Source organism: Viridibacillus arvi (assembly GCF_001274945.1).
GTDB lineage: Bacteria > Bacillota > Bacilli > Bacillales_A > Planococcaceae > Viridibacillus > Viridibacillus arvi.
Genome location: NZ_LILB01000001.1, coordinates 761868 through 781011 on the forward strand (window position 1 = coordinate 761868; position 19144 = coordinate 781011).

Here is a 19144-nt window from a genome sequence, read left to right on the forward strand (position 1 = left end):
TATGTATTATAACATTTATTTTGAGCCTACTAAATATCCTGACTTCTCATATATATAGAAAAGAATGTGTCACGGTTTTTACTGTGACACATTCACATGAAAGATTTATATTCATTTTATTTCGCTAATTTATTTAATAACACCCAGTACAAAGCAAAAGCAGCAACTACAATAATTGAAAGGGTAATTAGGATAGTTGAAATTTGTGTTTTATCAAGCATTGCTGCAGTGTAAGCAATACCGATTGAACCAGATACATTGATTGTTAAGTTGTAGAATCCAATTGCTGTTCCGGATTTTTCTTTAGGAATCGTGCTAAGACAAGTATCAAGTAAAGGTGCATACATTAGCGCGAATGAACCTGAGAATACAATCATAGAAAGTACATAGATAACAACAGTGATTTCAGTAAATAATCCTGGAATTAATAGCGCAACTGCGATACCACATAATGCCATCATCGTTGCTTGTTTACTGCTTAATACCTTACCAATCTTACCAGAAAGGGAACCAACAATAACTGACGCCACATAACCTGGAATTAATAACAGTGAAATCATATCGAGCTTTAAACCATATATTTCCTCTAAAATGAATGGGAAGACGAAAATATAACCTAATTGTACTGAGTAAATAATAAATACAATTGGTAGCGTACGAATGAAATATTGGTTTTTGAAGAAAGTCGCATCAATTAAAGCTTTTGAGCTTTTATTGATATAAGTTAAGAATAGAACCAACGCAACCGCAAAACCAATTAGGTATAGCCAGTTAAAGTCTGAGATATATAACATAACTGTTGTAGCAATTGCTGCGATTAAGAATAAGCCAATTACGTCAACATTAACCTTTCTAGACTCTTCCTTCGGTAACAACTTCAAGATGAATGGAAGGATAACGATTGATAATAAAGCAATTAAGAATAAAGTTGTCCAATGTAAGTAAGTAGAAATAAATCCACCTGTTAAAGAACCAACTAACATGGACATGGCATAACTAGCTGTACTTAATCCTAAGAACTTTTTTTGTTCCTCTTTAGGTAAGTGTTTTGTAACGTAAATAACATACAATGTTTCAGCAGATGCTAAACCAGCTGTTTGAATAATTCGTCCAAAAAGAATCATTGCAAAATTGTCTTTAAAAAGATAGCCAACTACCGAGCCCACAACGATGAAAATAATACCGGCACTTAAAAGCGTACGAATATTAATTGAGTCTGCTAACGAAGCGTAAACTACTGCCCCAATACCAATTACTAGACCAGCTAATGTTGCTTGCCAACTAACTGTAGTTGCTGAAATTCCAAGGTCTTTTGCGATGTCTATAGATACGAGTTTAAACGAGTTATCAATAATCAATGCAAAAAGGAAGAAAAACAGTATAACCGGTACGGCTTTTTTTGCATTAAAATTTTGAGTTTCTGGTGCATTTTTATTTATTGCTTCCATTTTAGCGCTCTCCTTCTAGAAATATTTAATAATTTTTTTGAAATGAAATAGTCTGTGGGGGTGAGGGAAATTAGACAACTTCCTTTCCCACAGACTTTATATATCTTTTAATTATTCAGCAAGTTCCAATGCGATTTCCATCATTTTAGTAAATGCTGTTTGTCTTTCTAATTGAGTTGTTTTTTCATGTTTAAAGATATGGTCACTTATTGTTAAGATACAAAGAGCATTTACACCTGCTTGCGCAGCATTCATGTAAAGTGCAGCAGACTCCATTTCTGCGCATAAAATGCCCATTTTACTCCATCTTTCCATTGCTGTTGGATCAGCATTGTAGAAGACATCACTAGCAAGAACATTACCAATGCGGACAGGATATCCTTTTTCATCAGCTACCTTCTTAGCTTTCTCAAGTAATTCATATGATGCAGTAATTGAATAATGACCTGGTAGGTTAAATTGGTGTGCGTAATTAGAATCTGTCGCAGATCCCATTGCAAACACAATATCATATAAGTTTAGGTCATCTTGAATTGAACCCGCTGACCCAATACGAATTAAGTTTTTAACGCCGAAAATATTTATTAACTCCCATGAATAGATACCAATACTAGCAGTTCCCATACCTGTACCCATTACAGAGATTTTTTTTCCTTTAAAAGTACCTGTATATCCAAGCATGCCACGCACTTCATTGAACTGTACTACATCTTCTAAAAAATTATCTGCAATAAATTTAGCTCGTAATGGATCCCCTGGTAATAGGATTGTTTCAGCAATTTCTACTCCATTAGGTTTAATGTGTGGTGTTTCTTTGTGATTTGTACTCATTGATTAAGTCTCCTTTTAAATCAGTTTTAAAATAGGTTCTAAATTAAGGTGCTCTATTTCCTTGGAATTATTAATGCGTTTTCATTTCAAGGAATTTAATAGACAACTCATATATAATCCATTTAACTTGTACAATAAGTTGTCTAACTGGTACACAAATAAAATAACACAGGTTTATTTCTTTTTTCAATTCTATTTTTAAATTTTTTTAATGAAAATGAAAACCCTTTCACAATTTTGTCATAGATAAAATTAAAACCAACTTATATATATATGTAGAAAAAAATTTATCAAAATTCACAAGCTAAACCGTTCAATGATATCCTACTGGAAAAAATTAAAAAGAGCATTCACAAAAAGAAATATTTTCGTGAATGCTCTACATTTTTCAAACTCATACTCTGCATATATAGAACTTACATTGAAAGTGTCTCACTCTGAATTTTATCGACTCTCACCTTTGTTCTATATAAATTTATCGCTCCTAGTGCCACAATGATTCCTACTATATAGAGCGCTAGTTGATAGCTGTTCAATATATTTACAATTAAACCGAATAGAGATGGTGCAATGACTATAAACAATTGATTTAATGTTAAAGCTGAACTAACTGTTAAGCCGATATAACGGGGATCTGATTGCTCTGTGACACAAGCAATGAATAACGAATACCAACCTATTGCTACAAAGCCTAAAAGAAAACAAAACAGTAACATCACTAACTCTGCATGTATAACTAATGGCAATATTAGAGTAAGAACTACTGTAACAATCATCACAATGAATAACAGTTTTTCTCTATTTTTCTCAAAGAATTGATCACTTACCCATGCAATGGCTACTCGACCGATCATCCCCCCTATTAAAATAAGACTCAAATATTCCCCTGCCTGAGTTAAAGAATAATTACCTTCTTTATGTAAATAACTCATGAAATGAGCGATAATAATCATCTGTAATGACATCATTACAATGCCCACAATATATATTGGATACAGCCCTTTATTGTTTTTGATTGCATTCATTTTTTCTTTAAACGAAACCGATTTAGATGCAGTAGCCACACTTTCTTTTGGCTCATGGTACGCTAATAAGAAAAGTAATCCTCCAGCAATCGCCATGATCCCTTGTACAATATGTACTGCAGACAATTCGTAATGATAATAAGTATACGTTAGTAGGACAGATGCTAAAGCTCCTCCGATTGGTATACCAGTTTGTCTAATTCCTAGAGCTAATCCTCTATGTTTGTCTGGAAACCATTTTACGATAGCCGTGCTTCCACCAGTTTGAGCACTTCCGTACCAAATTCCAACTAGTACTAATAACAGCAACAAAATAATATAATTATTAACGAAAACGAGTGTTAATGCTGATAGCCCTAATAAGATAGAACCCCATCCAATGATTTGTTTTTCCCCTTTCTTATCCATCCAATAACCAAAAATAATCATCGAAAAAATAGGTCCTATATTCACAGCTGAAACGATAAATCCTGTTTGTAGCGCTGATAAATCCCATTCAATTTGATAAAATGCTGCGATTGGTCCCATACCATAGGTCACAAAAGTTGCTGCCGTTTGGGATAGTGTCGCAACTAGTACGATTAACCATTTAGTATAACTATTCATAATAGGTACCTCCAAAATCTTTTTATTACACCAATGTATTTGTTCGGTATAATGAGTTAACTAGAGTTTACGCTGTATACTACGACGCGTAAAATGAAGATAAATGATAGGCGCTATCAAAAATTTTAATAGGGTGTGTGACAAATAATATGAACATCGAAGAAATTGCATTAAAAATAGAAATATTAGAACGTCAAAATTTAAGTAAATCCGCCGAAATGACCAACTATACACAGTCTGCGCTTACTTCTAAAGTAAAAAAGATGGAGTCAGAAATCGGACAGCCTGTTTTTAAACGTACACCCCAAGGTCTAAAAATCACCAACGTAGGCATCCAGTATAAAAACTACCTGCAACTCATTACACAAGAATACGAAGGATTTTTAAACTCCGTTGGTACTAATCAAGTGAAAACAAAAGTGAACTTTGGCGCATCACATACAACAATTAAGATTTATGGAGCCTCTATCGTTAATGCTTTAAATACAAATAACATTCCACTGGATGTAGATTTCACAGTAGAATCTAGTAATTCTATAAATGAAAAAATACACAACTCTGAAATGGACTGTGCACTCACTAGTAATCCGATTAAACATTACCCTGATTTAGCCTATGACATTATTGCTACTGAAACATTCGATGTCATTTCAAATGATTCTCATATTGTTAATTTTGATGAGCGTATACCTGTTACACTGCTTGTATTAAGTAAAGGTTGTATGTACACGCGGGCTATGGTGGAATATCTATCGAAAAATCAAATTCCATATAATATAAAAGAAATTAAATCAGTCAGCAGTATTCAAGATTTCCTGCATATTGATCAATCAATAGCTGTGTTAAATACGAAGCTAATTGACTTATATAACTATACAAACATTCACCGCTACAATCTACAGCTAAACAATGAGATTAACACTGTATATATCTATAAAAAGAATGAAAGTACGCAGAAGAGTATTTTACAATTAAAAAATGTCATTAAATCGATTATTGAAGAACCCTTATGATCGTCTATTACGTCTAATTATTTACAACCTATTTATTAACTTTTCACGAAAATTTTACAAAGGAGCAAATGCTATGAATTCAAATCGATTTTTACTTTTAATTGCTATTTCCCTTTTATGGTTAGTTGGTTGTTCGAATCAAGATATTAAAGTACATACAACCGAAAAACCTGATGCAGCAGAAATACTAAAGTTAGATTCAAATGCTGATATATTTCAATGGGGAGATTCTATTTATCAAACAGGAATTGATTGGGTAGATGAATTGAAGTTAGAAGAGAAAGAGCATATCGGAGAAATTGAGTTTAAAGCATCTAAACCGGAAGATTTCAAAAATGGTGCGGCGAATAAACTACCAATAGGTGCTGAAATTTATTCTGTAAAAGATCACGATGACATACTTATTGTGAAATTTGAGAACGAAGTAAAACGTTATTTAGCATCTTCAGAAGGTTAATAAACAAATAAAAAGTGTGTTTTGATAAAATAACTCAAAACACACTTTTATTCTATTCAATATTGAACTTTTTGATATAGATTATGAGACCGAGTAAAAAATGCCTACTAGCGTTAATTCTTTCCTAAGTAACGCTAATTCTCTTCTGAGTAGCGCTAATCACATCCCCAGTAGCGCTAATCATCCCCAGTAGCCCTAATTCTCTTCTGAGTAGCGCTAATCACATCCCCAGTAGCGCTAATTCTCTTCTGAGTAGCGCTAATCATCCCCAGTAGCCCTAATTCTCTTCTGAGTAGCGCTAATCACATCTCCAGTAACGCTAATTCTCTTCTGAGTAGCGCTAATCACATCTCCAGTAGCTCTAATTCTCTTCTGAGTAGCGCTAATCATCCCCAGTAGCCCTAATTCTCTTCTGAGTAGTGCTAATCACATTCCCAGTAGCGCTAATTCTCTTCTGATTAGCGCTAATCATCCCCAGTAGCCCTAATTCTCTTCTGAGTAGCGCTAATCACATCCCCAGTAGCCCTAATTCTCTTCTGAGTAGCGCTAATCTATAATCCCGCTACGAATACCACTTAACCAATCCATCATGTATTCATATCTTATGTCCGACGCATATATGCACGAACCGTAATTGGTGCAAAGATTGCCACAATGACAGCTGCTCCTATTAGGGAAGCAAATAGGTCCCAACCTACTGTACCAGAGTTTGCAAGATCTCGAACAGCGGTAACTAGATGCGAGATCGGGTTAATTTTCACAAACCATTGTAGCCAGTTAGGCAATGTATCAGCGGGCACAAAAGCATTTGAAAGAAACGTTAGAGGAAACAGCACGATCATTGAGATACCCTGTACACTTGATGCAGTACGTGCAATAACACCGAAGAAGGCAAAGATCCAGCTAATTGCCCATGCACATACAATGACTAAAAGTGCGGCTAAAACAACGTGACTTAGCCCTCCCTCTGGTCGATACCCCATGATATAACCCATAGTAAAAGTGAGTACAGTTGCAATTGTATAGCGGATTGTGTCAGCCAACAATGCTCCTGCCAATGGTGCAATTCGCGCGATAGGCAGTGACTTGAATCTATCAAAAACGCCCTTATCCATATCCTCCCGTAGTTGCACACCCGTGACAATTGAAGTCGTAATTACGGTCTGCACTAGAATACCGGGAATAATGACAGGCAAGTAGTTTTGCACGTTCCCCGAGATAGCTCCTCCGAAAATGTAAGTGAACATCAGAGTAAAAATGATCGGTTGGAGCGTAACGTCAAACAACTGCTCTGGAGTACGTCGAATCTTCAATACACCACGATAAGCCATTGTTAACGAATTACTTACTGATTGTTTAAAGCTCGTTTTTTTTCGTAGTTGCCGTCCAGCAACCTGATTTATAGTAGAACTGCTCATACTCTTTCCTCCTCCACTTTATCGGATTCATTGGACGACTTAGAAGCATCATCCTCAGCACCGCGACCAGTAATGGTCAAAAAGACTTCGTCTAGTGTTGGTTTCTGTACACTCATCTCATCTAGTCTGATTCCTTTTTGACGGAGAGCAATCAGTAGATCTGTGACTTTGTCAGCATCCGCCATTGGGGCAGTTATCTTCCCGATTTCCGAAGAAATTGATGTCTGAACTTTAAGCACTTGTTCAATGGTTTGACGAGCGTCCTGTATGTCCTGAGGATTTTGAATACTCAAATGTAGTGATGAGGTTCCAACTGAAGCTTTTAGTTCATTAACTGTCCCCTCTGCTACAACTCGACCATGATCAATAACAGCAATACGATCTGCTAATTCATCTGCTTCTTGCAAATACTGCGTTGTTAACAGCACGGTTGAACCTGTTTTTACTAATCGACGAATAGTATCCCACATCTGATTTCGTGTTCGGGGATCTAACCCTGTAGTCGGTTCATCCAAGAAAATCAGTGGTGGTTGAGCAATTAGACTTGCCGCTAAATCCAGTCTACGACGCATACCTCCAGAGAAGTTTTTCAAAGGACGTTTCGCGGCTTCAGTTAAACCAAATTCCTCCAACAATTCCGCTGCCTTATTTCGAGACTCCGCACGACTCAGCCCTAGTAATCTTGAGAATATAATTAGATTCTCCGTAGCGCTGAGTGACTCATCTACTGAAGCATACTGGCCAGTTACCCCTATCAATTGACGTACGATATGTGGATCTTTCGCTACATCGTACCCGAAAATGCGTGTCGATCCTTCGTCAGCCTTCAAAAGAGTCGCCAACATTCTGATAGTGGTAGTCTTCCCTGCCCCATTTGGTCCAAGTACACCGTAGATAGTACCGGCACGGACGTTCAGATTTACACCATCAACTGCACGATTGTCACCAAAATTTTTGACTAGTCCTCGTGCTTCAATAGCCCATTCACTATTGGCCGTTGCTTCCTTTCTATTTTGAATACTCATTGTAATTCCTCCTTCTTCGCATTACCATAATTTTCATTTTACATTTTTCCGAAGAACTTAAGTAGTAGAGTACCTTCCTAATTAGGGATGATTTTGCATGTTACTCCATCCCACACCAAGAAGTTCTCCTGCAGATTTCTTTCTCTAAATTTTCATAAACGGATAATACATCATGTTCATGAACTGAATATGAACTGAAGATGAAGAACAAATATTTTTATGTTTTAAGGATGCGATCATTTTAATAATAAGAATATGTACGGAGAAAGTATAAGTGGAGAGTATATGTGAGAATAATTATTTTAATCCCGCATAAATTAATTAAAAGACACTCATTTACATATGATAAGGTTCACCTTAATATATCTAGATGATGAAACGAAAACCTAAAGTTGAACGATTGTAGAAGATTTGCTAGTCTGTTATTAACTAAGAAGAATCCATTATCGGTAATTCCAACTAGTAGTCTCAAAGAAAATTAAATAAAACACAACCAACCTTTTCATTTCACCCTAAATAGAAAGAAGTTGATAGTTATCATGAACGTTCGTTTGAAAAATGGAAATGAAGTTACGATAAAAGAAGCTAATAAAAATGATGCTCAGCAAATGATTAATTTCTACAATGTAGTAGGTGGAGAAACTGATTTTCTATCATTCGGAAAAAATGAATTTAATAGAGATTTAGAGGAGTATAAAAAGTTTATAGATTCTACATCAATGGAACAAAACTCTATAATTTTAATAGCAACTTTAAAGGATGAAATTATAGGCATAGCATCTATTAATTCTAGCCAAAAAGATAGAACGAAACATGTAGGAACATTAGGAATTGTTGTGAGCGAAAAGTTGATTGGACAAGGGTTAGGTAGAATATTGATGGAAGAACTGATTAATTGGGCACCTTCAAATGGGGTGACTAAAAAAATTAGACTTGTAACGAGAGAAGATAATGTTTTCGCCATTGAATTATACGAAAAGCTCGGCTTTGAAAAAGAAGGACTCCTAAAAAAAGACAATTTAATTAATGGGGTTTACTATAGTACATTAGTGATGGGGTTATTTATTTAGATTTTGCGCACTTGTCTTCAAGGACTCCCCTGAGTTCCATAAACTATAAAAAGCAGAACTAAAGATTATCTTTTAGTTCTGCTTTTATTTTGCATATTGAGGATTTTCATTCATTTATAAATTTATTGGAGTAGAAAAAAATGTGAATAACGCCTCCCACTATGTATACAACACTAAACGTTATTAATTTAATTTCAGGAGAACAAAAGCAAATTACCTTCCCTAAGAAAAATGAATTAGATATTTCACCACAAGTTGTTGGAACAAATATCACTTGGTATCGAATGAATGAGAAGAAAAATCAAGGAGATGTATGGGTTAAAGATTGGCGAAGTGGTCAAGAATATCGATGGTTAAAAAATGTAGACTCTGCACCGACTTTTTTCAGTAAATCTAATTAAAACATTATCACTATGTTGCTCCATTTTTTATTATTTTTCTTCAAAAGAGTAATGTACACTACTAAAATTACGTAGTGTACATTTTTTCAATAGAAGTTTATGTTCTACTAAAACCAAAACCAACAGATCTATTTTCTTGAAAAATTGACATTATAAATGCTTTTATTAATACACTTTTTCAAATACAACTATGCACATCCGGTCTCCCCACACTTTAATAGATTACCGTCTTAGATTATTCCCGTGTCTTATTAAAGATAATAAAGATATTCCAACACATATTTACCATTTTTTAATTGAGTAAAACTAAATTTTATTGCGATAGACCCAAAAGCATCAAATTCTTTTGGTCGATATTGATAAGTAAATGTAGCAAATCCCTTTCCTTTATAAGTATCATAAACTTCTACCTTGGAAGTTGAGACTTTGTTTAGAGCCTTAGAATAAGTAGATAATATTTTCTTGGAATTGACTTTTCGCATGCCTTTTATTTTTCTACTATAATTGTCATTAGTATATTTGTGACCAAGGAAAAAGTCGTTTTTTCCGTGCTCAACTACATGTTTGTTAACATACGAATTGAAAGATGTAGTTTTCCCCGTATTAAGAGAATTACCGTAGATTTTTATAAGTTTTGCAGCTTCTGGTTTTAATTCACTTGTTACCTTTTTCATGCTGAATTTCTTAGGGTAGGTTAGTACTCCTTTTTTCGAAACCGTCGCAGCTACTTGTGTAACAGCTGCAGATTTAGTTATTTGCTGTGTTTTATTTGTTGCAGCTTTAGTTTCTGCTCCGACTCCCATCGAACTTAATATAAGGGTACCGGCTACGATCATTGTCATGACCATACCTTTTTTTAGTTTCTTTCCACTTTTTTTCATTAAATTCCCTACTTCCTTCATTTTTAAAACAGATATTTATTTTCTATAAATATCCACATTCACAAATCTTAACATAAAGGAACCATTTTTTAGCACGTTTGATAATAAAACAGGTTAAAATTCCCATCAATTTAATTATAGTAGTTAAATTGATTCATCTCACTTTTATGTAAAAGAAGATATATTATGTCCTAACACCTAAATTTGATTTTTCACAATAGACAAAAAGACTTTTCCCTGTAATTATATATTTCTTTTTTTATTCCGAGTAATTTTGTTTTCATTATTTATTCTCAATAGAACATACTATTTTGGATTTAAAAACTTTTGGCACTAGTAACGAATAAGAGACATTTAATATTTGTGGAGGGAGATAATAATTTTGAAAAAAAATATAACCTCAGTTGGCATTATCTTATGTTTACTATTTGGTGGAGCTTGGTTACACCATGAAGATCCAAATACTAAGATCGCATTTGCAATGGAACCTGAGCCAAATCCGGAAAAAATTTTAAATGATAACTTCAGCATTTTATTACAAAAATTAAGCCCCAAACTAAAGGAACAAAATTTCAAAATAACAACCCTCAGTTTTAATTCCAAAGAAAATAAAATATCTATTGGAGTAAATGCTAGCCAGCTGTATATTAACAAAACTGAAAAAAGTATTAAGAAAATCATTCATGAATCATCACAACAAACATTGTTTAAAAATTATTCAATCGATGTTTATAAGCTGATCTTAGACTCACCAGATCCACATAAATTGGCATTAGAAAGAAATGATACACTAACTACGACATTTCAAGAAGACCTTAGAGCTAAGGAATATATTGAAATTGAAAGTATACGTATAAGAGATAAAAATAAGAAGCTATTTGTAGAAATAAACACATCTATACAAAGAACCACTTTATTCAATATCAATCGAGGAAAAGAAATAGAATTAGAAATCAAGAAGTCATTAACAAATTCATTTTATAAAGATGAACTCAAAAGACTAGAGGTTTTTGTTTATAATGATAAACATGTAAAGATCAACTAAAAGAAGGTGACCCACTGAATAAATATCATGGGTCACCTATTTTTGATTAATTTTACTTTAATTCAAAACTGAAGCTGTTTTATATAAAGTATTTGCGAGTAATTTAAGAACGCTCAACGATGGAATCACTATGCTTCCCCTTCATTTTGAACTTATATTATTAAATACCAAAAAAAGTTACTTTATAAGTATAATATTCACTCTAATATGATGTACAATATATTAGACTTTGTTCAATACTGTAGACAACTAGACAGGAGTACACAACATGCGATCTTCACTTTTTTCATACCTAGCGCTCTTCTTTGCTGTATTTGCGTTATCAACATCTGCAATTTTTGTAAAAATAGCAGATGCTCCACCAGCCATTACTGCATTTTATCGCTTATTTTTTGCGATGCTCATATTGTTACCTTTTTTAATCGGGAATAAGAGTTACCGACAAGAACTTGTTGGTTTAACTAAAAAGCAATGGGGGTTAGGGATACTTTCCGGCCTATTTTTAGCCTTTCATTACGTATTATGGTTTGAATCTTTAGAATACACATCTGTTGCTAGTTCAACGGTAATCGTAACGTTACAACCTCTATTTTCTATGGTTGGGGGTTATTTTCTATTTAAAGAACGCTTTTCTAAAGGCGCTATCATTGGTTGCTTTGTAGCGATTTTAGGTAGTTTGATTATTGGTTGGCAGGACTTACAAATAAGCGGCGACGCACTATACGGAGATATCTTAGCCTTTATCGCAGCAGGTATTATTACTGGCTATTTCTTTATTGGACAATCTGTTCGGAAGGAGTTATCTCTTATTCCGTATTCAGTTATAGGTTATGGGAGTAGCTCAATCTTTTTGGCCATCTATGCACTTTGCCTAAATGAATCATTTACTAACTACTCATCAACTACATGGTGGGCTTTATTAGGTCTAGCATTTGTGGCAACTATTTTAGGGCAGACGATTTTCAATTGGCTAATCAAATGGATTAGCACTTCTGTTATCTCCATGAGTATTTTAGGAGAAACGATTGGCACTTGTATTCTTGCTTACTTCATTTTGGGAGAAGTCATATCCATTGAGCAAGCAGTAGGTATTATCGTTATCTTAATTGGTTTAGCAATATTTCTAGTCCAGCAAAGAAAGACGAATTAAACGAAAAAACAACGGCTAGTAAATCTGCCGTTGTTTTTTATTTTTTTTAGCACTATGCAATGATACTTCAATTACTACGATTTTTATAATAGATTAAAAAATCCGTCCATTTGTCATCCTCATAAGAAAACTCTTTTCTCTCGCATTCAAAGAGATATCCTGCCCTTTCCGCCAGTTTTATGGAAGGATTATTATCTACATTAATATGTAATTCAATTCTATGGAAATCTAAAGTCGAGAAAAACAAATCAGTTGCAGCCTTGACACTCTCTATTCCGTACCCATTTTTCCAAAACTGATTATGAATAGAATAACCCATCATCGCCCATTGATAATCCATCCTCAGTATCGTTATTAGCTCCACTTTCCCGACATTCACGCCATCTTCTTTACGGAAAATCCCGAGGATATACATTTCATCCTTCTTTGCTGATTGATCAAATCCATTTATCCAGTTGATAAACCAATCCTCAGTAGAAGTAGACATATTTAAAGGTTTACCATCATCATATTTGTATTGCGAAGGCAATCGATTATCAAACTGTGTATACCAATTGAGATAATCCTCTTTTTTATAAGGACGTATAATCAATCTTTCAGTCTCTATTTGTAAATTTGAAAAATCCATATTGCTACCCCCTACGTTATTTCATCATTGAACTTTTTATGTTAATAAAATCCAAATACAACTTTAACATATTTTCCCTTAAAAAGTGTAATTATATTTTTCATCAGTAATCCCCCTATAACTTCATCAATTAAAAACAAATAAAAAACAGTATACTGATTGAAATCTTTTCATTTGAATTAGAATTTGACGAAATGTATACAAACGTATACAATCAACATTATAACCTTTTGTATACATTTGTATACAAAGAAGGAGGGGTTTTAATGAGAGATGGAAAATTTAAGGATTTAAAGAAAGAGGGTCATCATCGAGGTGAGCGTCATAAAGGAAGAGGTGGATCTGGAGAACGTGGACCAAAAACATTTCGTCGAGGTAGAGCAATTGCTTTTTTAGAGAGAATGAATCTTAAGCGTTTCACTATTAAGCAGCAATTAGATAAACCTGAGTTTCAATCTATTCATCCAATTTTAGTCGGTGAATTAAAAGCCATTGATATGGTAATCAACGAATTTATTCAATTGTTTGAAATACAAGAGAATGAAGCAATGGATATCCCAAACAATGATGAACACACAGAAAATTTGGAGTTGGATAGTAAAGAGTCAGTAACTATTGATGAGGGAGGAATTGAACCTAATGAAACAAATAAATAATTATATCGATTCAGTGTTTCAAAATCATAATACTCATTTGGAGGAAGTCATTTCGTCCATAGAAGAAAATGGCATGCCCTCCATATCGGTATCTCCTTCTTCAGGGAAACTTTTAACTATGCTAATTTCCATTTCAGGAGCTAAAAACGTTCTTGAGATAGGTGCACTAGGAGGTTATAGTGGCATTTGTCTTACAAGTGGATTCGGGAAAGAAGGAAAATTAACTTCTCTTGAATTAGAAGAAAAATACGCTGAGTTAGCAAACATCAATCTATCTAAAGCAGGATTTGGAGATCAAGTGTCGTATCTAACTGGTCCAGCATTGCAGAGCCTTGAAAAACTATTTGAGGATAATAAGCGATTTGACTTTTTCTTTATCGATGCTGACAAAGAAAACTATGAAAATTACTTAGAATATTGTATTAAACTTGCGGAATCAGGAGCTATAATCGTTGCTGACAATGTACTTGCTCGAGGTAGTGTAGCAGACCAAGAGGTTAAACCTAAACACTATTCCGAATTAATGAAGAAATTTAATGAAACAGTGGCCAATCATCCTCAATTAGAATCTATTCTTATTCCAATTGGTGATGGAATGACTATTTCAAAAGTGAAGAAATAATTGAATTTTTTATCAAACACCATACTTCGTTAAGAACAGTCTCACTCTAAGTTGTTTTCAAAGTATCTCATGGTTTAAAGATGATAATTATTAAAAGACCGTTGATAGCCTGCATAACTTTCAACGGTTTACTTCAATTATGAATTTGATTTAATCGAAATAGAATTCCATACCTTTTCTATTAAACTTATAAGTCCAAATAGAAGAAGTGTATTTAAGGCTAATGTTGATAAAGCAAAAAATAAGTTGTTAATTCCATAATCGAAAATTGTAAAAATACTTATACCTACATCATCCCCTTTGTAAAAAATCCATTTAAAAGGAAGTCCTAGCAACAAGGCTATTCCAAAACTAATCCATATTTTTATGTTTTTCCGCATATAGATGGTCCCCTCCTTTAAGAACTTTCCAAACTAAAATCTGATTAAGATATATTATGTATTTGTTTTAATACAAAGTTCAGTAATGATTAAGTATCTTAATGGAATACTTCCGAATAATTATTCTGATAGACTACTTTTCTTTTTATCTTTATATGCCATCATTCCACTTATAAACAAACAAAGAAGTATTAATAATGTAAAGGTAAAAAAGTTAAAGAAGACTGCGTTAGAATAGATGCTTAGTAAAGGAATTTTCGATTCTTCATGATATATTGGGTTTACTTCGGCAAGAAGGGATTTTAATTGAATTGCTCTTATTAGAGTGGTACTTACAATCAAGATTATTCCCAATAAGCTACCTGCTACAGTCATTCGAATAATCCCCTTCTGCAAGTTGCTATACATAAATTCATGCATATAACTGATAGACATAGCGATGAAGACAATAATAAATGGAAATAAAAAAAAGAATGGAAATAAACCGATATTACCATTTCCTCCACCATTATTAGTAGGAGAAATTGCTGTTAAGTTGGCAAAAATAAAGGCCCCGATTGTTAAGACTGTACTTAACATATAGATGATAAAATAAAGGTACCTTGTTAGTTTTTTCACGCATTACAACTCCTTTATAATCTACATTGTACATTAATTGGAAATCTAAAAAATAGTTTGTGTAAACATATATAACTAAAGAACTTTATATTTTATCCTCTTGAACACCCTCTCTCGATTTAATTTCAAAACAAATATTTATAAGAATCACATAAAAACAATGTAATCAAACGGTTTTAAGCGGTGAAAACACTCTCCCATTTCTCTTATTCTAAATCGATTTTTTTGACAAATTAACAACTATTCTATAAAATGAATGACAGTCAGTCATGAAATGAGGAATACAAATTGTCAAAAGAAGAAAAGATTATTCTTGCTGCTATCGATGTTTTCCGTGAAAAAGGTGTTGAAAAAACAAAAGTATCCGATATTGTAAAATCTGCAGGAATAGCTCAAGGTACTTTTTATTTATACTTTCCATCCAAACTATCCGTGATGCCGGCAATTGCAACTATAATGGTAGAGAAAATCATGTCAGAAGTGAACCACCGCTTCCAAGATAATGCGTCGATTGAAGACAAATTAGAGCAAATTGTCGATGCTGTTTTCTATTTAACAAAAGAGTATCGTGACGTCTTTGCCCTTGTTTATGCTGGAATCACTCAAACTGAGCATTTAAAAGAATGGGAGACTATTTATGCACCTTTTTATGAATGGATGAACAACTTCTTAAAACAAGCTCAAAATGCCGGAGATATACGCGACTCACTTAATACTGAACGATCCTCTAAGTTGATAATTGGTCTAATTGAATCTGCAGCTGAACAAATTTATTTATATGATGATTTTGATGAAGAAAATGCAGCAATTCAGAAACAAGAACTACTTAATTTTTTACATCATGCATTAGGGCTTCGTATTTAAATTATGAAGCTTTTGCGCTCGAAAAATGACTGATAGTCAGTCATTATGTACTGACAATTAAAAATGTAACTGATATTGATTACGAAAGGAATGATAAATATGACTAAAGATTGGTTGTATGTTGCTTTAACTTGTTTATTTGAATTAATTTGGGTCTTCGGCTTTAATACTGCAAGTACTTGGTGGCACTGGGCTATTATATTAGTAATTATTGCGGTAGATTTCCACTTCTTATCTAAGGCTTGTGAGAACTTACCAACCGGCACTGTCTATGCTATTTTCGCAGGAATCGGTACAATTGGTACGACATTAATGGATGTATTTATATTTGAAGGAGAATTTAGCTTAGCAAAAGGAATTTTCATGGTGATTCTTCTTGCGGGCGTTATTGGATTAAAATTAGCTGATAATCATACGAATGATGAAAATGATTTGAAAGGAGTGCATTAACGATGGGTTGGATATTTGTATTTTTAGCTGCAATGTCGGAAATTGTAGGCGTTATCGGTTTAAAGCTATACAGTCAGAATAAAACAATTCGAAATTTGATTCTTTACGCTGGAGGTTTCGGCTTATCATTTGCCCTCCTCTACACTTCGTTTAATTATTTACAATTAAGTATTGCTTACGCTGTATGGATCGGTATCGGTACAGTCGGCGCTGTTTTGATTAATATGATTCTATTTGGAGAATCCAAAAACGTAGCACGTGTTATTAGTATTATTGCGATCGTTATTGGGGTGGCTGGGTTGAAGGCTGTTTCTTAATTTTGTAATAGAATATATCCCTCATATCGAAGACCCCGTCATTAATTCGTAAACGAACAAATGGCTGGGGTCTTTTATAATGGTCACTTGTTCTTTTTTTATTTCTCATTCAAAGTTATCTTATTCGTTAAGTTAACACTTCATCCATAGCTTCTAGCATATTTCGCCATGCTTGCTCCGTTTGTGGTGCAAAGTCTGACCATTCAGGATGTAATTCGTGAGTTAAAGTGAGTTCACATCCTGTCTTGGTTGATACTATGTCAATTATAACACGCGCTGCATCCGGTGATTCTTTTGGAATACCCCAAGTAAATACTAGCCGTTTCGGTCGATTAATTTCTATATACTCTCCACGGTGGTCAATCTCCTTGCCTTCTCTTAGATCAACAAATGAGAAAGAGCCTCCCACGCTTCCATCAATTTCTACACGTTGAATATCCCCCTTTGGAAACATCCATTTCTTCACTTTTTCAGGGTCAATCCAAGCTTCAAAAACTTTATCTGATGAAATATTAAAGTTATAAATTACAACTGCATTCGTATTTGATTGAGTATTCAACAAGATCATCTCCAATTGATATAATAAAAGGTTAGTCTGTGCTTTAAATTATTTCGAATAACCGATTACTTTACCTAGTATTTCTTTCTGAGGTAGTAATCCAAAGTCTTTACTGTCAATTCCTCGCCACCATTGGTCAACAAGAACATATACTGTATTTTTCTCTACTAAAACAGGTTCCATATTTATATTGAAATAGTCACGAGTAGTTTGTTCATTTTCAATATTAGAAGCATCTACATTTTGGAAATAAGCTTTTTCGTCCATTCCACGGATTAACGCTTTGCCATAAAAAGTATCCAGGACTTTATTATCAATACAAACTTGACCATTTTGTATTTCGATTGTTTCCCCTGATAAACCAACAACTCGACCTAAATAACTGCGAGGCAATTGAGGGTTTTTAGTTAATTCTGATTCAGGCATATTAAAATAAATGACATCGCCCCTTTGTAACGAAGAGTAATTCGGTTCTATCACCAAATCGCTATTCTCTGATGTCTCATATTCGTGTTTTCCTCTATCCATCGTATCCAGGTTCCATTCCACTTTAAATTGTTCTTCTTTTGGTGATACCGTCGCAAGTTTTAAAGGTGTATTATCATCAGTTATAAATTCTGGGGTTATCTTATTTGTAGATTCATTTTTTTGAATGCATCCTACTAACACTATACTAAAGAGTAGGATTAATAATTTTTTCATTACATCCTCCTTTTTTCTAGATATGTCCATAATTATCCCTTAATTCCTTTTTACAATCAATTAAATGACACTTTTATACAATTTAATAGTACGTCTGACGATTTAAATCTTAAAAATCCCCGTTCATCATTTCCAAAAAAAGAATTTAAACACTCTTAAGAATTTATTGTACAATAACAAATATAGTTAAACCTATCCAGGAGGAATAATATTGTACACATATTCATATGAAATCCCTAAACAAATGTCGATGCAAGATAGATTACCACTAATAGATGAAAATGGTAACGTTCATTGTTATATAAAAAAGCGAAAACCAAGAATATTGACTCGTATTGTAAATAATTTATTTAGTTTTACTCTTAATTATTGCTTTGAAGCAGTGGATCTAAATGAAAAAAACATCTATAGAATAAACGCTTTAAAATACCGATTTAAATTAGACTACATGTTAACAACACCGCTTCAGAAAATAGTTCTGAAAAGAGTTCGTGAGCAACTAATCGAAAGTAAATATACATGGCAAGATAGTTCAGATACATATGTATTTCTTCAACACTATTCTGCAGAAGTACGTTTATTTAAAAATGATGAAGAAATAGCTACAGTGAAGCTTGTGGACACTAGGAATTCGGATGAGTTAGATAATGTAATCATCACTCTTTTAACTGAAGATAATGTCAATTTAGCAGGATTAACGGCCATCCTCTATCTCAGTTTGTATTACTATAACCGTCATGATATTACACTTTTAGGTAAATCTTTTTCTCTTCTTGATTTTTAATAGAACAGAAATACTTTCTATAAACGGCTTTCGAATATTCAAATTTATAAAATAACCGTTCAAAATGTTTGAACGGTTCTCTTATTTTTTTTGGATTAATAAATTAATCAAATGTGGACACTCAAATTACTTTACTTATAAAAATTTTGATATTCAGAAAATCTGCCACGTCTGTGTAGACCGTAATATTATTT

24 protein-coding genes are annotated in these 19144 nt (G+C 33.5%); 12 read left to right on the forward strand and 12 right to left on the reverse strand.

Going from position 1 to position 19144, the window contains the following annotated elements; genetic code table 11:
- Positions 1-116 precede the first annotated feature (116 nt).
- The 3 genes from AMD00_RS03615 to AMD00_RS03625 form a co-directional block, all read right to left on the reverse strand.
- On the reverse strand, positions 117-1448 hold the full coding sequence (locus AMD00_RS03615; RefSeq protein WP_053415711.1) for an MFS transporter: 1332 nt from the start codon (positions 1446-1448) through the stop codon (positions 117-119).
- Between the two features lie 111 nt (positions 1449-1559).
- Positions 1560-2279, reverse strand: a complete 720-nt coding sequence (gene deoD, locus AMD00_RS03620) for a purine-nucleoside phosphorylase (RefSeq protein ID WP_053415712.1) — start codon at positions 2277-2279, stop codon at positions 1560-1562.
- 416 nt (positions 2280-2695) lie between these two features.
- A complete protein-coding gene (locus AMD00_RS03625; protein WP_053415713.1) occupies positions 2696-3910 on the reverse strand; it encodes an MFS transporter in 1215 nt (404 codons plus the stop codon).
- A gap of 149 nt (positions 3911-4059) precedes the next feature.
- On the opposite strand from AMD00_RS03625, the gene AMD00_RS03630 reads away from it, so the two are divergent.
- Positions 4060-4923, forward strand: coding sequence for a LysR family transcriptional regulator (locus AMD00_RS03630; protein ID WP_053415714.1), 864 nt, complete (start codon positions 4060-4062; stop codon positions 4921-4923).
- 73 nt (positions 4924-4996) lie between these two features.
- Positions 4997-5380: a hypothetical protein gene (locus AMD00_RS03635; protein WP_053415715.1), complete on the forward strand. Its 384-nt coding sequence runs from the start codon at positions 4997-4999 to the stop codon at positions 5378-5380.
- Between the two features lie 258 nt (positions 5381-5638).
- On the opposite strand, the gene AMD00_RS24095 is transcribed toward AMD00_RS03635, so the two are convergent.
- From AMD00_RS24095 to AMD00_RS03645, 3 genes are all read right to left on the reverse strand, one after another.
- Positions 5639-5770: a hypothetical protein gene (locus tag AMD00_RS24095; RefSeq protein ID WP_281173032.1), complete on the reverse strand. Its 132-nt coding sequence runs from the start codon at positions 5768-5770 to the stop codon at positions 5639-5641.
- A gap of 212 nt (positions 5771-5982) precedes the next feature.
- Positions 5983-6798, reverse strand: coding sequence for an ABC transporter permease (locus tag AMD00_RS03640; RefSeq protein WP_053415716.1), 816 nt, complete (start codon positions 6796-6798; stop codon positions 5983-5985).
- On the reverse strand, positions 6795-7823 hold the full coding sequence (locus AMD00_RS03645) for an ATP-binding cassette domain-containing protein (RefSeq protein ID WP_053415717.1): 1029 nt from the start codon (positions 7821-7823) through the stop codon (positions 6795-6797). Before AMD00_RS03645 ends, AMD00_RS03640 begins: the two co-directional genes overlap by 4 nt.
- 539 nt (positions 7824-8362) lie before the next feature.
- On the opposite strand from AMD00_RS03645, the gene AMD00_RS03650 reads away from it, so the two are divergent.
- Positions 8363-8893, forward strand: a complete 531-nt coding sequence (locus AMD00_RS03650) for a GNAT family N-acetyltransferase (protein ID WP_053415718.1) — start codon at positions 8363-8365, stop codon at positions 8891-8893.
- A gap of 161 nt (positions 8894-9054) precedes the next feature.
- Positions 9055-9294 (forward strand): hypothetical protein, encoded by a 240-nt coding sequence (locus AMD00_RS03655; protein WP_053415719.1) that lies wholly within the window; start codon positions 9055-9057, stop codon positions 9292-9294.
- Between the two features lie 251 nt (positions 9295-9545).
- On the opposite strand, the gene AMD00_RS03660 is transcribed toward AMD00_RS03655, so the two are convergent.
- Positions 9546-10196, reverse strand: coding sequence for a hypothetical protein (locus tag AMD00_RS03660; protein ID WP_169786305.1), 651 nt, complete (start codon positions 10194-10196; stop codon positions 9546-9548).
- A 361-nt stretch (positions 10197-10557) separates the two neighbouring features.
- Here AMD00_RS03660 and AMD00_RS03665 point away from each other — a divergent pair, with 361 nt between their 5' ends.
- Complete coding sequence (locus AMD00_RS03665) at positions 10558-11220, forward strand: hypothetical protein (RefSeq protein ID WP_053415721.1); 663 nt, start codon at positions 10558-10560, stop codon at positions 11218-11220.
- A 268-nt stretch (positions 11221-11488) separates the two neighbouring features.
- Complete coding sequence (locus AMD00_RS03670) at positions 11489-12370, forward strand: DMT family transporter (protein WP_053415722.1); 882 nt, start codon at positions 11489-11491, stop codon at positions 12368-12370.
- 67 nt (positions 12371-12437) lie between these two features.
- Here the strand turns inward: AMD00_RS03670 and AMD00_RS03675 are convergent, their stop codons facing one another.
- Positions 12438-12998 carry a GNAT family N-acetyltransferase gene (locus AMD00_RS03675; protein WP_053415723.1) on the reverse strand — a complete coding sequence of 187 codons (561 nt, stop codon included), beginning with the start codon at positions 12996-12998 and terminating at the stop codon, positions 12438-12440.
- Positions 12999-13264: 266 nt separating this feature from the next.
- On the opposite strand from AMD00_RS03675, the gene AMD00_RS03680 reads away from it, so the two are divergent.
- Together AMD00_RS03680 and AMD00_RS03685 are read left to right on the forward strand one after the other, a co-directional pair.
- The gene (locus AMD00_RS03680; protein ID WP_053415724.1) at positions 13265-13654 is read left to right on the forward strand and encodes a hypothetical protein; all 390 of its coding nucleotides are present in this window, start codon (positions 13265-13267) and stop codon (positions 13652-13654) included.
- Complete coding sequence (locus AMD00_RS03685; RefSeq protein ID WP_053415725.1) at positions 13638-14276, forward strand: O-methyltransferase; 639 nt, start codon at positions 13638-13640, stop codon at positions 14274-14276. The genes AMD00_RS03680 and AMD00_RS03685 overlap by 17 nt, the downstream gene beginning before the upstream one ends.
- A gap of 137 nt (positions 14277-14413) precedes the next feature.
- Here the strand turns inward: AMD00_RS03685 and AMD00_RS03690 are convergent, their stop codons facing one another.
- Entirely contained in the window at positions 14414-14656 is a 243-nt protein-coding gene (locus tag AMD00_RS03690; RefSeq protein ID WP_053415726.1) for a hypothetical protein, read from the reverse strand.
- Between the two features lie 120 nt (positions 14657-14776).
- Entirely contained in the window at positions 14777-15274 is a 498-nt protein-coding gene (locus AMD00_RS03695; protein WP_053415727.1) for a hypothetical protein, read from the reverse strand.
- Between the two features lie 288 nt (positions 15275-15562).
- On the opposite strand from AMD00_RS03695, the gene AMD00_RS03700 reads away from it, so the two are divergent.
- From AMD00_RS03700 to AMD00_RS03710, 3 genes are all read left to right on the forward strand, one after another.
- Positions 15563-16138, forward strand: a complete 576-nt coding sequence (locus tag AMD00_RS03700; RefSeq protein WP_053415728.1) for a TetR family transcriptional regulator — start codon at positions 15563-15565, stop codon at positions 16136-16138.
- Between the two features lie 99 nt (positions 16139-16237).
- Positions 16238-16588 carry a DMT family transporter gene (locus tag AMD00_RS03705; RefSeq protein WP_053415729.1) on the forward strand — a complete coding sequence of 117 codons (351 nt, stop codon included), beginning with the start codon at positions 16238-16240 and terminating at the stop codon, positions 16586-16588.
- Between the two features lie 2 nt (positions 16589-16590).
- Entirely contained in the window at positions 16591-16905 is a 315-nt protein-coding gene (locus tag AMD00_RS03710; protein ID WP_053415730.1) for a DMT family transporter, read from the forward strand.
- Between the two features lie 127 nt (positions 16906-17032).
- Here the strand turns inward: AMD00_RS03710 and AMD00_RS03715 are convergent, their stop codons facing one another.
- Both AMD00_RS03715 and lepB read right to left on the reverse strand, forming a co-directional pair.
- Positions 17033-17464, reverse strand: coding sequence for an SRPBCC family protein (locus AMD00_RS03715; RefSeq protein WP_053415731.1), 432 nt, complete (start codon positions 17462-17464; stop codon positions 17033-17035).
- A 48-nt stretch (positions 17465-17512) separates the two neighbouring features.
- Entirely contained in the window at positions 17513-18166 is a 654-nt protein-coding gene (gene lepB / locus AMD00_RS03720) for a signal peptidase I (RefSeq protein WP_053415732.1), read from the reverse strand.
- A gap of 211 nt (positions 18167-18377) precedes the next feature.
- On the opposite strand from lepB, the gene AMD00_RS03725 reads away from it, so the two are divergent.
- Positions 18378-18950, forward strand: coding sequence for a tubby C-terminal domain-like protein (locus AMD00_RS03725; protein ID WP_053415733.1), 573 nt, complete (start codon positions 18378-18380; stop codon positions 18948-18950).
- Positions 18951-19144: the final 194 nt, after the last annotated feature.

Excerpts from the sequence above, each read along its gene's own strand:
- AMD00_RS03615 (WP_053415711.1), bottom strand. The coding sequence starts at position 1,448 with ATGGAAGCAATAAATAAAAATGCACCAGAAACTCAAAATTTTAATGCA.
- deoD (WP_053415712.1), bottom strand. The coding sequence starts at position 2,279 with ATGAGTACAAATCACAAAGAAACACCACACATTAAACCTAATGGAGTA.
- AMD00_RS03625 (WP_053415713.1), bottom strand. The coding sequence starts at position 3,910 with ATGAATAGTTATACTAAATGGTTAATCGTACTAGTTGCGACACTATCC.
- AMD00_RS03630 (WP_053415714.1), top strand. The coding sequence starts at position 4,060 with ATGAACATCGAAGAAATTGCATTAAAAATAGAAATATTAGAACGTCAA.
- AMD00_RS03635 (WP_053415715.1), top strand. The coding sequence starts at position 4,997 with ATGAATTCAAATCGATTTTTACTTTTAATTGCTATTTCCCTTTTATGG.
- AMD00_RS24095 (WP_281173032.1), bottom strand. The coding sequence starts at position 5,770 with ATGATTAGCGCTACTCAGAAGAGAATTAGAGCTACTGGAGATGTGATT.
- AMD00_RS03640 (WP_053415716.1), bottom strand. The coding sequence starts at position 6,798 with ATGAGCAGTTCTACTATAAATCAGGTTGCTGGACGGCAACTACGAAAA.
- AMD00_RS03645 (WP_053415717.1), bottom strand. The coding sequence starts at position 7,823 with ATGAGTATTCAAAATAGAAAGGAAGCAACGGCCAATAGTGAATGGGCT.
- AMD00_RS03650 (WP_053415718.1), top strand. The coding sequence starts at position 8,363 with ATGAACGTTCGTTTGAAAAATGGAAATGAAGTTACGATAAAAGAAGCT.
- AMD00_RS03655 (WP_053415719.1), top strand. The coding sequence starts at position 9,055 with ATGTATACAACACTAAACGTTATTAATTTAATTTCAGGAGAACAAAAG.
- AMD00_RS03660 (WP_169786305.1), bottom strand. The coding sequence starts at position 10,196 with ATGAAGGAAGTAGGGAATTTAATGAAAAAAAGTGGAAAGAAACTAAAA.
- AMD00_RS03670 (WP_053415722.1), top strand. The coding sequence starts at position 11,489 with ATGCGATCTTCACTTTTTTCATACCTAGCGCTCTTCTTTGCTGTATTT.
- AMD00_RS03675 (WP_053415723.1), bottom strand. The coding sequence starts at position 12,998 with ATGGATTTTTCAAATTTACAAATAGAGACTGAAAGATTGATTATACGT.
- AMD00_RS03680 (WP_053415724.1), top strand. The coding sequence starts at position 13,265 with ATGAGAGATGGAAAATTTAAGGATTTAAAGAAAGAGGGTCATCATCGA.
- AMD00_RS03685 (WP_053415725.1), top strand. The coding sequence starts at position 13,638 with ATGAAACAAATAAATAATTATATCGATTCAGTGTTTCAAAATCATAAT.
- AMD00_RS03690 (WP_053415726.1), bottom strand. The coding sequence starts at position 14,656 with ATGCGGAAAAACATAAAAATATGGATTAGTTTTGGAATAGCCTTGTTG.
- AMD00_RS03705 (WP_053415729.1), top strand. The coding sequence starts at position 16,238 with ATGACTAAAGATTGGTTGTATGTTGCTTTAACTTGTTTATTTGAATTA.
- AMD00_RS03710 (WP_053415730.1), top strand. The coding sequence starts at position 16,591 with ATGGGTTGGATATTTGTATTTTTAGCTGCAATGTCGGAAATTGTAGGC.
- lepB (WP_053415732.1), bottom strand. The coding sequence starts at position 18,166 with ATGAAAAAATTATTAATCCTACTCTTTAGTATAGTGTTAGTAGGATGC.